The organism is Streptomyces aquilus (assembly GCF_003955715.1).
GTDB lineage: Bacteria > Actinomycetota > Actinomycetes > Streptomycetales > Streptomycetaceae > Streptomyces > Streptomyces aquilus.
This window is the reverse complement of sequence record NZ_CP034463.1, coordinates 2,224,239-2,237,405: the sequence shown is the minus strand read 5'-3', so window position 1 is coordinate 2,237,405 and position 13,167 is coordinate 2,224,239. Positions and strand designations below refer to the sequence as shown.

At 69.8% G+C, this 13,167-nt stretch carries 12 protein-coding genes and 2 tRNA genes; 10 read left to right on the top strand and 4 right to left on the bottom strand.

What is annotated here, in order from left to right:
- Positions 1-59 precede the first annotated feature (59 nt).
- Positions 60-212 (top strand): hypothetical protein, encoded by a 153-nt coding sequence (locus EJC51_RS47665; RefSeq protein ID WP_020138043.1) that lies wholly within the window; start codon positions 60-62, stop codon positions 210-212.
- Between the two features lie 82 nt (positions 213-294).
- Here EJC51_RS47665 and EJC51_RS10300 read toward each other — a convergent pair whose 3' ends face one another.
- On the bottom strand, positions 295-855 hold the full coding sequence (locus tag EJC51_RS10300) for a CGNR zinc finger domain-containing protein (protein WP_126270791.1): 561 nt from the start codon (positions 853-855) through the stop codon (positions 295-297).
- Between the two features lie 254 nt (positions 856-1,109).
- Positions 1,110-1,523: an SsgA family sporulation/cell division regulator gene (locus tag EJC51_RS10295; RefSeq protein WP_004002642.1), complete on the bottom strand. Its 414-nt coding sequence runs from the start codon at positions 1,521-1,523 to the stop codon at positions 1,110-1,112.
- A 191-nt stretch (positions 1,524-1,714) separates the two neighbouring features.
- On the opposite strand from EJC51_RS10295, the gene EJC51_RS10290 reads away from it, so the two are divergent.
- The 7 genes from EJC51_RS10290 (at position 1,715) to EJC51_RS10260 (ending at position 9,234) form a co-directional block, all read left to right on the top strand.
- Complete coding sequence (locus EJC51_RS10290; RefSeq protein WP_126276892.1) at positions 1,715-2,167, top strand: TIGR02611 family protein; 453 nt, start codon at positions 1,715-1,717, stop codon at positions 2,165-2,167.
- A gap of 63 nt (positions 2,168-2,230) precedes the next feature.
- Positions 2,231-2,302 (top strand) — tRNA-Val (locus EJC51_RS10285).
- A gap of 324 nt (positions 2,303-2,626) precedes the next feature.
- Positions 2,627-3,916, top strand: coding sequence for an extracellular solute-binding protein (locus EJC51_RS10280; RefSeq protein WP_126270790.1), 1,290 nt, complete (start codon positions 2,627-2,629; stop codon positions 3,914-3,916).
- A gap of 14 nt (positions 3,917-3,930) precedes the next feature.
- Positions 3,931-4,887, top strand: a complete 957-nt coding sequence (locus tag EJC51_RS10275) for a carbohydrate ABC transporter permease (protein WP_097261583.1) — start codon at positions 3,931-3,933, stop codon at positions 4,885-4,887.
- Complete coding sequence (locus tag EJC51_RS10270) at positions 4,884-5,759, top strand: carbohydrate ABC transporter permease (protein ID WP_126270789.1); 876 nt, start codon at positions 4,884-4,886, stop codon at positions 5,757-5,759. The genes EJC51_RS10275 and EJC51_RS10270 overlap by 4 nt, the downstream gene beginning before the upstream one ends.
- A gap of 10 nt (positions 5,760-5,769) precedes the next feature.
- Positions 5,770-6,360: a hypothetical protein gene (locus EJC51_RS10265; protein WP_126270788.1), complete on the top strand. Its 591-nt coding sequence runs from the start codon at positions 5,770-5,772 to the stop codon at positions 6,358-6,360.
- Positions 6,361-6,495: 135 nt separating this feature from the next.
- Complete coding sequence (locus tag EJC51_RS10260) at positions 6,496-9,234, top strand: exo-rhamnogalacturonan lyase family protein (RefSeq protein WP_126270787.1); 2,739 nt, start codon at positions 6,496-6,498, stop codon at positions 9,232-9,234.
- 71 nt (positions 9,235-9,305) lie between these two features.
- Here the strand turns inward: EJC51_RS10260 and EJC51_RS10255 are convergent, their stop codons facing one another.
- A complete protein-coding gene (locus EJC51_RS10255) occupies positions 9,306-11,693 on the bottom strand; it encodes an SCO7613 C-terminal domain-containing membrane protein (RefSeq protein ID WP_244362573.1) in 2,388 nt (795 codons plus the stop codon).
- An 86-nt stretch (positions 11,694-11,779) separates the two neighbouring features.
- Here EJC51_RS10255 and EJC51_RS10250 point away from each other — a divergent pair, with 86 nt between their 5' ends.
- Together EJC51_RS10250 and EJC51_RS10245 are read left to right on the top strand one after the other, a co-directional pair.
- The gene (locus tag EJC51_RS10250) at positions 11,780-12,226 is read left to right on the top strand and encodes an SRPBCC family protein (RefSeq protein ID WP_126270785.1); all 447 of its coding nucleotides are present in this window, start codon (positions 11,780-11,782) and stop codon (positions 12,224-12,226) included.
- A gap of 39 nt (positions 12,227-12,265) precedes the next feature.
- Positions 12,266-12,337, top strand: a tRNA-Val gene (locus EJC51_RS10245).
- Positions 12,338-12,410: 73 nt separating this feature from the next.
- Here EJC51_RS10245 and EJC51_RS10240 read toward each other — a convergent pair.
- Positions 12,411-13,139, bottom strand: a complete 729-nt coding sequence (locus EJC51_RS10240) for a 3'-5' exonuclease (protein ID WP_126270784.1) — start codon at positions 13,137-13,139, stop codon at positions 12,411-12,413.
- Between the last annotated feature and the right edge of the window lie 28 nt (positions 13,140-13,167).

Below are 13,167 nucleotides of genomic sequence, written 5' to 3'. Positions count from 1 at the left end.
GCGATTCCGGGCGTGTTGGTAACGCGAGGGGTGCTGTCTGCGTCATCATCGCCCGCGAGATGCTGGACACGACACAGAGCGACGCCGCGCCACCTCAGGACGAGCCGCGCGGGTGCCTTTTCGCCCTTTCCCAGCCACCGCTGATGATCTTCCTTGCGGTGATCGGGTGTCTGCTGCTCATGGCTGCGCTGCACGATCTGCTGTTGCTGTGAGCCGTTCCCGCGGTACCCGGCGCCACCCGCCGGGTACCGCGTCGACACCGTGAGATCGAGGTCCCCCTGAGCGGCCGGGTCCTCAGCCCGCCGCTTCCTTCCGACGCGCCCGGTAGGCGGCCACGTGCAGCCGGTTCCCACAGGTGCGGCTGTCGCAGTAGCGCCGCGACCGGTTGCGGGAGAGGTCGACGAAGGCGCGCCGGCAGTCCGGCGCCTCGCAGCGCCGCAGCCGCTCCTGCTCCCCGGCGACCACGAAGAAGGCCAGCGCCATCCCGCAGTCCGCCGCCAGGTGATCGGCGACGGAGGCGCCCGGGGCGAAGTAGTGCACATGCCAGTCGTAGCCGTCGTGATCCGTCAGCCGGGGCGTGGTGCCCGCCGCGGCGACCAGCTCGTTGATCATCCCGGCGGCGGTCCGGGCGTCCGGGGCCGAGAAGATCGCGGCGAACCGCCCGCGGATCTTGCGCACCGCGGAGAGGTCGAACTCGGAGAGCACCCCGACATCACTGATCTCGTGCTTTCGTACGAAATCCTCGAGAGCGACGAGGTCCGGCAGCGCGTCCGGGGTCGTGGTGTCCTCCGGTGCGGTGTTCACCAGATCCACCACGGCATCGAGGGCACACCGGGTGTCATGGGTGATCAGCACATTTCGCTCCCTGGCCTGGGGGGTCGGGCGGGTGCCCGCCGATGCTGGCCGATGGTAGTGGCTTCCCGAGCGGCTGTATCGGTCGCGGCTGCCCGGATACCGCGCCGGCGCGCGGCGGACGGACAGCACAAGCGCACCGGCGCCGTCCCGCGAGGATCCGCGGTGACAGCGCCGGTGCACGTACCTATGTGGTTGTCTTGGCCCGAGCCGTCACCCCGAGTCGACGGCGCCGGGCGGCTTGGTGGGGCCTCGCCCTAGCTTTCCGCCAGGATGTGCGAGAGCTCCTGATCGAGGTCGAAGTGCCGGTGCTCGGTGCCGGGGGGCACCGCGGCGTCCGTGCGCTTCAGGAACGACTCCAGGGCCCGTGCCGGGGCCTCGAGCAGGGCTTCGCCCTCCGGAGAGCTCAGGGCGATGCACACGACGCCCTGACCGTGACTGCGCGACGGCCAGACTCGGACGTCGCCGGTGCCGGTGGGCCGGTGGAGGCCCTCCGCGAGGAGGTCGCGGGCGAACACCCACTCGACGGTCTCCTCGGCTCCGGTGTGGAAGGTGGCGTGCACGGCGTAGGGGTCGGCCGTGTCGTACCGCAGGCCTGCGGGGACAGGCAGGGAGGACTCGCTCGACACAACGAGGCGCAGGTGCAGCTCGCAGCTGACCGTGGTGTTCATAAGCGCCAGGGCCTTTCGCTCAGTGTGCGCTCGGGGATTCGCACGTCGGCGAAATCGACATGCCACCTACGGTGCCGTTGTAAACCCCTCTGAGTGTTTTGCGTGCCTTTACGTAACTCTTCCGGCCGAGGTCCTGTTCGCGAGGTACGACCATTCCGGTGACCGGTTTCTCTCCGGTAGGGTTTGGCTGTATGAACACGGGGAGTGACGAGCGGGCCGAGGTGGCCGTGGCATCGGACGAGACGCAGACCGGTGGGGCGCAGGGCGAGCAGGGGCTCGGCTCGAAAGCGCCGGAATTCATCAAGGCCCGCCGCGTGCTGCACCTGAGCTGGCAGGTCGGCATCTTCATCATCGGCCTCGCGGTCGTGGTCCTGGGCATCATCATGCTTCCGCTGCCGGGGCCGGGCTGGGTCGTGATCTTCGGCGGCATGGCGATCTGGGCGACCGAGTTCGTCTGGGCCCAGCTGGTGCTTCGCTGGACGAAACGCAAGGTGACCGAGGCGGCACAGCGCGCGCTCGACCCCAAGGTCCGCCGGCGCAACATCATCCTGACGTCGATCGGCCTGGTGATCGTGGCCGCGCTCGTCGGGGTCTATGTCTACAAGTTCGGCTTCGAGATGCCCTGGAACATCAAGGACCAGTGACCACCGGCCGTGCGAGGGGTGCTCAGGCACCCCCTGACATGGGGTAATGTTCTTCCTGCGTCCGGGCGATTAGCTCAGTGGGAGAGCGCTTCGTTCACACCGAAGAGGTCACTGGTTCGAACCCAGTATCGCCCACCGGATGCGACGGCCCGTCTGCGAGAGCAGGCGGGCCGTCGTCGTTCCCGACTCCGGCTCCGTCGGCGAGTTTCGGCCGGACAACCTCCGGGTGCGGCCGTCCAGTTCGCGTTCGGCCGCTCGAACTCACCCTCCTCACCTGCGGCTTCGCCCTCTGTGCCGCAGCACAGTTCGCCACTGTGCCGTCAACTCGCCCAGCCGCCCCGCAAGAAAATCCTGTCCGAATCATTGACGCACCCCGAGGCCCCTCGTAGCTTGTGCCAGCAAGCGCTTACTTGAAACGATTCATGCAGGCGGCAACGACGCTGCGGGGAGGGCCCGACTGTGGGAACCAGCAGGAATGTTGAGAGGCGTACCATCCTGAAGGCGGCCGGTGGAGCGGCGGCCGCGCTGGGGCTGGCGACGACGACGGCGTGCGGGGGCGGTGACAGCGGCTCCGGTGACGGGAATGTGACGCTCCGTTACGCCTGGTGGGGCGGCGAGCCGCGGACGATTGCCATGAAGAAGGCGATCGCGGTCTTCGAGAAGAAGTACCCGAAGATCAAGATCAAGCCCGAATTCACCGATTACGCGGCGTTCTGGGAGAAGTTCCAGACGCAAGCCTCCGGTGGAAATCCGCCGGACGTTTTCCAGAATGCCGTCGGATTCCTGCGCAAGTACGACAAGCGCGGAGTTCTGATGGACCTCAAGTCCCAGGCGGACGCCGGGAACCTGGACCTGAACAACTTCCGCAACGGCGTTCTGGCGAACGGTCAGGTCGACGGCAAGCAGCTCGGCATCCCCGTCGGCGCCAACACCATGGCGCTCGTCATCGACCTCAAGGCCTTCAAGAAGGCCGGCGTCGAGGCGAAGATGGGCTGGACCTGGGACGAGTACTTCGACGCCCTCCAGACCATCCAGGACAAGCTGAAGATCGCCGGCGACACCGGCTACTTCGGCATCATGTACCTGTACGACCTGTACCTCCGTCAGAACGGCAAGGCGTTCTTCACCGACTCCGATCTCGGCTTCACCGAGGACGACCTGACGCAGTGGTGGGCGGACGGCTACAAGCGCGTGAAGTCCGGGCTCGTCGCCGACCCGAAGAAGATCGAGCAGGTGCAGCCCAAGTCGGGCCTGTCGGCCGGGCTCGCCGCGTCCGAGTTCACCTGGGACAACTTCTCCATCCGCTACGAGGGCGAGGGTGAGTCGGACTACGGGCTCGCGCCCATCCCCACCACGGACGGCAAGGACACCGGCCAGTACCTCGGTTCGCTGATGCTCAGCGCCTTCTCCGGGACCAAGCACCCCAAGGAGGCCGCCCAGTTCATCTCGTTCATGGTCCACGACCCCGAGGTCGGCAAGATCATGGGCTACGACCGCGGCATCCTCTCCACGACCGAGCAGTACGACGCGTTCGTGCCCACCGACGACCAGAACAAGGGCGTCAAGGCGTACGAGGAAGAGGTCGCCAAGGCCGGAGTGCTCGGGAAGATCACCCCGCACCCGTCCGGCGCCGATGTCGTCGAGGCGGCGTTCCTGCGCATCGCCGGCGAGGTGTCCCAGGGCAAGACCAAGCCCGCCGACGCCGCCAAGGCACTGTTCAGCGAGGCCAAGGCCGCGTTCGCGGGCTGAGGGGACGTACCACCATGACGCTCGTCAAGGAAGCGCCCGCGCGCCCGGCGAAGAAGCGGTCCGCCGCTCCTGCCGCCGGGCGGCGTGGGCGGCGCCGCGAGAACATCGCCGGCTATCTCTTCATGTCGCCGTGGATCGCCGGGTTCCTGGTGCTCACGGCGGGGCCGATGATCGCGTCGCTCTACTACGCGTTCACCCGCTACAACCTCTTCACCCCGCCGGAGTGGGTGGGCCTCGACAACTTCACGACCATGTTCCAGGACCCGCGCTGGCAGAAGTCGGTCGAGGTCACGCTGAAGTACGTCGTCGTGGCCACCCCGCTCAAGCTGCTGCTGGCCCTCGGCGTGGCGCTGCTGCTCGCGCAGAAGCGGAGCGGACAGGGGCTGTACCGGGCCGCGTTCTACATGCCCTCGCTGATCGGCGCCAGTGTCTCCGTCGGCTTCGTGTGGCGGGCGCTGTTCTCGGACGACGCGATCGTGGACCGTACCCAGAAGGTCTTCGGACTCGACGTCGGCGGCTGGATCGGCAACCCGGACTACGTCCTGTACGCGTTGGTGGCGCTGAGCATCTGGCAGTTCGGCGCGCCGATGGTCATCTTCCTGGCCGGTCTCAAGCAGGTCCCGCAGGAGCTGTACGAGGCCGCCGAGATGGACGGCGCCGGACCGCTGCGCCGGTTCTGGAACATCACCCTGCCGATGATTTCCCCGGTGCTGTTCTTCAACGTGCTGCTGGAGTCGATCCACGCGTTCCAGGTGTTCGGGTCCGCGTACGTCGTCTCCAACACCCAGTGCGGGCCCGCCGACGCCACCCTCGTCTACACCTGTTACCTGTACCAGAAGGGCTTCAAGGAGGCCCAGATGGGCTTCGCCTCCGCGATGGCCTGGACGCTGGTGGTCGCGGTGGCGCTTGTCACGGCGGTCCTGTTCTGGTCGCAGAAGAAGTGGGTGCACTACGAGGAGGCCGCCAAGTGACCAGCGCCACCAGTACTCCTGTCGTCCGTTCCGCGAGCGGGCGGCGGCGCACCGGGTCGATCGCCTGGCACGTCGGCGCGCTCGCCGTCCTCGCCGTCGTCCTCTACCCCGTCATCTGGGTGCTCGGTGCCTCGTTCAAGCCCAGCAAGGACATCATCGCCAGCATCGACCTGCTGCCGGCCAAGCCGGTCTGGGCGAACTTCTCGGGGCTCGCCGACGGTATCTCCGGCATCTCCATCAGCACGTTCTTCCTGAACTCGCTGACGTACGCCGGGCTCGCCGTCGTCGGTGTCGTGATCTCCAGCTCGCTGACCGCGTACGCCTTCGCCAAGATCGGGTTCGCCGGGCGGAACCTGCTGTTCACGCTGATGATCGGCACGCTGCTGCTGCCGTACCACGTGCTGCTCATCCCGCAGTACGTGATGTTCCGCAAGCTGGAACTCGTCGACACCATGGTGCCGCTCGTGGCGGGCAAGTTCCTGGCCACCGAGGCGTTCTTCGTCTTCCTCATGGTGCAGTTCATGCGCGGACTGCCGCGCGAGCTGGACGAGGCCGCCAGGCTCGACGGCTGCGGGCACTTCCGGACCTACTGGTCCATCGTGCTGCCGCTGACCCGCCCGGCCCTCATCACCAGCGCCATCTTCACCTTCATCAACGCCTGGAACGACTTCATGGGGCCGTTGATCTACCTCAACACCCCCGACAAGTACACCGTCTCGCTCGGCCTGATGATGTTCCGCGACCAGGAGGGCATCTCCAACTACGGAAGCATGATCGCGATGTCCCTGGTGGCGCTCGTGCCGGTCATCGCCTTCTTCATGGCCTTCCAGCGGTATCTCATCGACGGCATGGCGACGTCCGGACTGAAGTGAGGCGGTCAGCATGGCGCAAGCACGGGTGAAGGCCCGCAGGCTGTCCTTCGGGGGCGAGCGGTTCGCCGTGTTCGCCGAGTGTCTGCTCACCGGGGTGTGGATCGCGGTGGCCTCGCTCGGAGTCGTCACCTACCCCGCGGCCTTCGCCGCCGGCGCCCGCCATCTGCGACGGCGGATCCGCCATGAGGCCGGAGGCTGGCGGGAGTTCGGCGCGGACTTCCGTACGGCCCTGCGCCGCGGGTGGGTCGTCGGGCTCGCCGGCTGGGCCGTGGCCGGCGCGGTCTGGGTGGACGTCCTGGCCGCGCGGGCCGGGGTTCCCGGCGGGCCGTTCGTCGGGGCCGTCGGTCTGTTCGCCCTGATCGCCGTGGTCGTGGCCCTGCTGCGGGCGGCGGCCGTCTGGACGCCCGGTGACTCCTGGCGGGCGTTGCTCTCGGACGCCGGGCGCCGCACCCTGCTCGACCCCGCCGGGTCCTTCCTGATCGTGGGCGGGCTGGGTGTCGTGGCCCTGTCCGCCGCGTTCGTCGCGCCGCTGGCGGTTCCCGTCCTGGGAGCCGTCGCGGCCGCGGCCCTCGCCGTGGAGGAGCGGTACCGGCACCGCTGACGGGCGGTGCGCTCCCGCGCAGCCGGTACCGCCGACGTGCGGGCCCCTGCGTCATCAAGGTCGGTGCCCCGGGCGCCGCACCTCTCTCTGTCATGCCCCTGATCATCCGCACAGCCGCCCATGGAAGGAATGACCATGTCTCCCATCCCCCGCAGGTCCCTCCTCAAGGCAGCCGCCGTCGCCGGCGCCGCCGCGCAGTTCAGCTGGGCGCTAGGAGCCAAGGACGCGCAGGCCGCGCCCAGAGCCGCCGAGGCCGACGACGGTCCGGTGACCCTGGACTGGCTGGAGGACGGCGGACTCGGTGCCGCCCCCGGCTCCACGCTCGGCGTGCCCTGGCCCAAGGGCGTCCATCAGGAGGACCAGACCTTCGCGCTCACGGACGCGGACGGCGCGTCCGTGCCCGTGCAGTCCTGGCCGATCGCCTACTGGCCGGACGGCTCCCTCAAGTGGACCGCCCACGCGGTGAGTTCGGGCAACGGCAAGCTCACCCTGACCGCGGGCGAGGCCGCCGTACCCGACAAGAAGGTCACCGTCGACAAGAGCGGCGGCACGATCACCGTCTCCACCGGGGTCATCACCGCCAAGATCGGCAAGTCCGGTGCCACGCTGATCAAGTCGGTCACCCGCGGCTCCACCGAGATCGCCAAGAACGGCAAGCTCGTCCTGATCCGCCAGCCCGAGATCGAGGACGAGGACCAGGGCACGGTGAAGACCGAGCGCTTCGACGGGGCGATCTCCGATGCGACCGTCGAGCAGGACGGGCCGGTCCGCGCGGTCGTCCGCATCGACGGCAAACACCGCAAGGGCGACCGGAGTTGGCTGCCGTTCTCCCTCCGCCTGTACTTCTACGCGGGCGCCGACTCCTTCCGCATGGTGCACACCATCACCTTCGACGGCACCCAGGAGCCGGGCAAGGCCAGTGGCGACTTCATCCGTGGCATCGGCGTCCGCTTCACCGTGCCGATGCGCGACCAGTCGTACGACCGCCACATCCGCATCGGCGGCGAGGGCACCGGTCTGCTCCGCGAGGCCGTCAAGGGCATCACGGGCCTGCGCCGCGACCCCGGCGCCGCCGTCCAGGCCGCCCAGTACGCGGGCGAGAAGCTGCCCGACCCCGCCACCTGGGACCAGCGGGTGACGACGAGGTTGCAGTACATCCCCGAGTGGGGCGACTACACCCTCTCCCAGCTCTCCGCCGACGGCTTCACCCTGCGCAAGCGCACCAAGAAGGGGCACGGCTGGATCGGCGCGGGGGGCGGCAAGCGGGCCTCCGGGTTCGGCTACGTCGGTGGCGTCAGCGGCGGACTCTCCTTCGGCCTGCGGGACTTCTGGGAGAAGTTCCCCGCCCAGCTCGACATCCGCGACGCCCACACCGACGAGGCCGAGGTCACCCTCTGGCTCTGGTCGCCCGAGGCGCAGCCCATGGACCTGCGCTTCTACCACGACGGCATGGGCCAGGACACCTTCGCCGAACAGCTCGAAGGCCTCAACATCACGTACGAGGATTACGAGCCCGAGTTCGGCACGCCGTACGGCATCGCCCGTACCTCGGAACTGCTGTTCTGGGCCAACGAGACGACCCCGGCCCCGGCGAAGCTCGCCGAACAGGTCGAGGCCGTACGGGTGCTGCCGCAGCTCGCCGCGCCGCCCAAGCAGCTCATCAAGGCGAAGGTCTTCGGGCCCGGCCTGTACTCCGAGCCCGACCGCTCCACGCCCGCCAAGGCGAAGATCGAGGACCACCTCGACTTCCTCTTCACCTACTACAAGGACCAGGTGGAGCAGCGCCGGTGGTACGGCTTCTGGGACTACGGCGACATCATGCACACCTATGACACCGTCAGGCACCAGTGGCGGTACGACATCGGCGGCTACGCCTGGGACAACTCCGAGCTCTCGCCCGACCTCTGGCTGTGGTTCGCGTACCTCCGCTCCGGCCGCGCGGACATCTTCCGGTTCGCCGAGGCGATGACCCGGCACACCGGAGAGGTCGACGTCTACCACCTCGGCAAGTGGGCCGGCCTCGGCACCCGGCACGGTGTGCAGCACTACGCCGACAGCGCCAAGCAGCAGCGCATCGCCAACACCACCTACCGGCGCTACTACTACTTCCTCACCGCGGACGAGCGGGTCGGCGACCTCATGCACGCCAACGTCGACTCCGACGAGACCTTCCTCGTCCTCGACCCGATCCGCAAGATCCGCACCGAGCCGTACACGCCCGACCGGCACGCGCTGTCGATCGGCTTCGGCACGGACTGGAGCGGGCTCGTGTCGGCGTGGCTGACCGAGTGGGAGCGCAAGGGGCCGAAGTGGGAGAAGGCCAAGGCCCGTGTGCTGTCCACCATGGAGACGATCGGCGCCCAGCCGAACGGCTTCGTGCAGGGGAGCGGGCTCTACGACCTCGACACCGGCAAGTTCGCGATCGCCTCGGCGCCCGTCGTCGGAGTCTCGCACCTCTCCGCGGTCTTCGGCCTCAACGAGCTGTGCGCCGAGCTCATCGACCTCGTCGACATGCCCGAGTTCAACGAGGCGTACTTCGACTACTGCCGCTACTTCAACGCCACCAAGGCCGAGCAGGCGGCGCGGTACGGGTCCAACTTCGGGACGCTGCTGCTGTTCCAGGGCCACTCGCGGCTCGACGCGTACGCCGCGGTGCAGACCGGGGACGCCAAGCTCGCCAAGCGGGCCTGGGAGAAGTTCTACAACTCCGACGGGTACAAGGAGTCGGCGCCCTGGAAGACGGAGGAGTTGAGCGGGCCGGTGACGTTGGTGGCCGGCAGCGAGGCGGCGTGGGTGTCGACCAATGACACCGCGCTGTACGGGCTTGCGGCTATTGAGAACCTGGCCCTGTTGGGGGACAAGATGCCTTCGTAGGGCGGAAGGTGGTGGGGAACTGCGGGCCGGTTGTGGCTGGTCGCGCAGTTCCCCGTGCCCCTTGGGGCGCCTCAGTGGAGGCTGCTCAGTTTGTCTCGCATCCTCTGCACATCCCTGATGCGCTGCTCGTACGTCGCTCCCAGGGCGAGAAGCAGGAGGCCCGCCAGCGCCGGGGGGACCCAGCGGGGGAGGGCGTCCGTCACCTGGACTATGTACGGGGCCAGTTCGTGGAGCGCGTCCAGGGTCAGGACCGAGCCGCCCAGGACCAAGGGGGCCTGGAGGCTGTAGCCGCCGCCCAGCAGGGTGAGGGACAGCGCCGCCAGGCCCAGGAGCAGCGGGCGGGTCCAGCCGGGGTCGCCCCAGGCCATGACCAGGCTCGGCAGGAGAGTGGCGGCCAGGCCGGGGCCGTACGCCGTCCAGGACGAGGTCTCCGGGGCGCGCCGCCTGCGGAGCCGGCCGACGAGCAGGGCCGGGATCGTGACCGGGAGCGTGTACGCCTCGGGGGTGTCGACCTCCCAGGCCGCCAGGCGCACCCAGGTGGCCAGGAGGAAGAGGGCGGCGGCCGCGTAGCCCACGGTGTGGCGGTCGGGGCGAAGGGCGGTGCCCGTGGCGATCACTCCGCACAGGGACAGGACGAGGGCCAGCATCGGCGGGTCGGTCGCGGCGAGGGCGAGGGCCAGGAGGGCGGCGACGGCTCCGGTGACCTCCACCGTCACCGTCGCCCGGGGCTCCTTGAGCCACGCCGCCAGCAGGGCCGCGGACACCGGGACCGCCAGCACGAGCAGGGCTGTGTACGGCGGCTGCCAGTCCGCCGCCGCACCGATCGCGCAGGCCAGCATGGTGGCGTACGCGAGGGCCGCCGGGGCCGTGACGACCGTGAACCGCCAGGAGACCACCGCGAAGAACGCCGTCAGGGCGCCGAGCGCGGTGAGGGTCGCCGACTGGGAGGCGAGGGCGGCGAAGCCCAGGTTCGCGGAGGTGACGAGGGCGAGGACGGTCGCGGTCGGCTGTCCCCAGGGCGACGCCAGGATCACGCCCGTCACCGAGCCCAGCATCAACAGGCCGAGCGTGTACGGCAGTTCGAGGACCGCGGGAAGCGTCAGCGCCGCCGCCCACGTCAGCACCAGCGCGCCGGTCAGGGCTCGCGGACGCCAGTCCGTGTGCCGTACCGCCAGGGCCAGTACCGCCGCGACGGCCACCAGGACCAGCGGCGCCGTCGCCGCGTCCGGCGGCCAGGGGATGTCCACCGTGGCAGCCCCGCGGAGGTCTGCCGGTGCGCCCGACCAGGCGTGCGTCACCCACGCGACCGGCCCCAGCAGGGTCACCGCCACGACGGGCAGCGTCCACACCACGGCCAGGGCCTGGACGGCGCCGGAGGCCGCGGCGAACCCGCGCCGCACCGCCTCCGGCAGCCTGTCCGGTCGTACCGCCGCCAACAGGGCGATGCCGCAGGCGAGATGGACCGGAACCGTCCATGCGCCGGGAAGCGCGGAGCGCGCCGTGCCACCGAGCGCGGCGACCAGCAGGAGGGCGGAGACGACCGAGAGGCCGAAGGCGTGACCGGTGCTCCGCGTCGCCGGGAGGCCGGTGGAGGGCGCGGTGCCCGGGGCGCTCGCGCCTCGCCATGCCGCCGCCAGCGCGATCGTCGCGGCGAGGAGGAGGAGCGCCGCCGCACGGGCGGCGGCGCTCGGGCCGGTTGCCGTCCACGACAGCGAACCGGCCGCCCATACGCCCGAGCCGCCCAGACCGTACGCGCCGACGACGGCGAGCAGGCGTACGGGTCCGGCGGTCGCTCGGAGCGCCACAACTGTGTCGAACGCGGCCGTCAGCAGCACGGCCGCGGTGATGCCGTAGGAGTCGGCGTCCAGCGCCAATGCGCCGAAGGAGAGGGGCAGTTGGGCCACCAGGAGGGCCGCGGGGAGCGGCAGACGCAGGTCCTTCAGAGGCGGCAGCAGGCCGTACGCCAGCCACAGGGCCGCCAGCAGCGCCGATGCGATCGCCGTGTAGGGCGCGCCCTCCGCCCGCGTGAAGACCGTCTCGTGCAGTGCGTACGCGTCGAGGACCGTCAGCGCCAGGCCCAGGCCCGCCACCGACTCGGCCGTCGAGCGCAGGCCGCGCTTCAGCAGGGCCGTCGGCGTGGCGAGCGCCGCCGCGGTGACCGCGCCGAGCACCAGGGCCCGCCCCGCGATCCCCAGGTCTCCCCAGCTGACCAGCGTGAACGCCGTCGCAGCGATGACCAGCAGGACACCGCCCAGCATCAGCAGCACGTTCTGCACCCGGGGCGCGGTGGCCTCGGGGCGGGCGGCCGGGGTGGAACGGGGCGGGGGAGGAGTCGGTGTCTGGAGGGCGGTGACCAGCCAGGCGCGGCGCCGGAGCAACTGGGTCCGGCGGGCGTCGAGGTGGAACAGCTCCGCGTCCAGGAGCCGCAACTCCTCGGCCGGGGGCGGAAAGTGCGTCATGCCTTGGAGTGTGGTCCGGGTCACGTCGTACGGCATGAGTGCGCGTACTCAGAACGTACTCAGATGCATACGGGCAGACTCTGTCCATGGACTGGAGCCACTACCGCTTCCACACCCGATGGGCCCTGCCCGCGTCGCCGACCACCGTCTACGACGTGCTGGAACAGGCCGAGGACTACCCCCGCTGGTGGCCCCAGGTCCGTGCCGTGGAACGCCTCGACGACACCACCGGCGTCATCACGATCCGGGCCACCCTGCCGTACGACCTCGTCTTCACCGCGCGGGAAGTGCGCCGCGAGAGGGCCTCCGGGGTCCTGGAGATCGCCATGACCGGGGACCTGGAGGGCTGGGCGCGCTGGACGATCACCGGGGACGGCGCCGGCACCCTCGCGCTGTACGACCAGGTCGTCGACGTGAACAAACCGCTGCTGCGGCGCCTGGCCGTGCCGGGGCGGCCGGTGTTCCGGGCCAATCACCGGCTGATGATGCGGGCCGGACGGAGAGGCCTGGCCGCCTACTTGGAAGCGGTTTGAAGGAAAGCCGCCGGGACCTGTATTGTTCAGTGCGTTCCCGGGCGATTAGCTCAGTGGGAGAGCGCTTCGTTCACACCGAAGAGGTCACTGGTTCGAACCCAGTATCGCCCACCGGGAGAAAGCCGGTCCGCAGTACGCGGACCGGCTTCTTTTTGTCACGCGCTTCTTCTTGTCGCGCGACCCCTCAGGCAGCCGCCGCCGGCAGTTCCGGACGCAGCGGCCATGCCGGATCCACCGCCTCCGGGGTGCCGCTGCGCGCGAACCACGCCTGTAGGCCCCGCGCCTGTGCCGCGTGCCAACCCGCCTGGAGGTTGTGCAGCTCGATCGGGGACAGCCGCTCCAGCCGCGCCGCGAAACGCCGCCCCACCGCTCGTACGACCTCCAGCGCGGCCAGCGCGTCCGCGCCCGCGTCGTGCGCGCCGTCCAGCGTGACCTCGTAGTGCGCGCACAGGTCGGTCAGCGTGCGGCGGCCCTTGCGGTAGCGGTCCAGGTGCTTGTCCAGGACCCGCGGATCGAGCACCAGCAACGGCGACGACTCGAACCAGCGGTCCAGGGACGACGCGCGATGGCGGCGCAACTCCCGGTCCAGCAGCGTCAGATCGAACGGCGCGTTCATCACCACCAACGGCCGCCCCGCGGACGCCTGTTCGCCCAGCTGTTCCGCTATCTCGTACATCACCGGCGCCGGCCAGCGGCCGTTGCGCTGCAGATGGTCCTCCGTCAGCCCGTGCACCGCCGTCGCGCCCTCGGGCACCGGCACACCCGGGTTCACCAGCCACCGGCTCACCCGCGGCCGGGTGCCCGGGGCGTCCTGGACGACGACGGCGGCCGACACGATCCGGTCGGTCTCCACGTCGACGCCCGTCGTCTCCGTGTCGAAGGCGGCCAGGGGCCCCTCGTACCAGCACGTCATACCTACACAACCCCTCGTTCACCCACGG

Excerpts from the sequence above, each read along its gene's own strand:
- EJC51_RS10265 (WP_126270788.1), top strand. The coding sequence starts at position 5,770 with ATGGCGCAAGCACGGGTGAAGGCCCGCAGGCTGTCCTTCGGGGGCGAG.
- EJC51_RS10290 (WP_126276892.1), top strand. The coding sequence starts at position 1,715 with ATGAACACGGGGAGTGACGAGCGGGCCGAGGTGGCCGTGGCATCGGAC.
- EJC51_RS10250 (WP_126270785.1), top strand. The coding sequence starts at position 11,780 with ATGGACTGGAGCCACTACCGCTTCCACACCCGATGGGCCCTGCCCGCG.
- EJC51_RS10240 (WP_126270784.1), bottom strand. The coding sequence starts at position 13,139 with ATGACGTGCTGGTACGAGGGGCCCCTGGCCGCCTTCGACACGGAGACG.
- EJC51_RS10275 (WP_097261583.1), top strand. The coding sequence starts at position 3,931 with ATGACGCTCGTCAAGGAAGCGCCCGCGCGCCCGGCGAAGAAGCGGTCC.
- EJC51_RS10255 (WP_244362573.1), bottom strand. The coding sequence starts at position 11,693 with ATGACGCACTTTCCGCCCCCGGCCGAGGAGTTGCGGCTCCTGGACGCG.
- EJC51_RS10260 (WP_126270787.1), top strand. The coding sequence starts at position 6,496 with ATGTCTCCCATCCCCCGCAGGTCCCTCCTCAAGGCAGCCGCCGTCGCC.
- EJC51_RS10295 (WP_004002642.1), bottom strand. The coding sequence starts at position 1,523 with ATGAACACCACGGTCAGCTGCGAGCTGCACCTGCGCCTCGTTGTGTCG.
- EJC51_RS47665 (WP_020138043.1), top strand. The coding sequence starts at position 60 with ATGCTGGACACGACACAGAGCGACGCCGCGCCACCTCAGGACGAGCCG.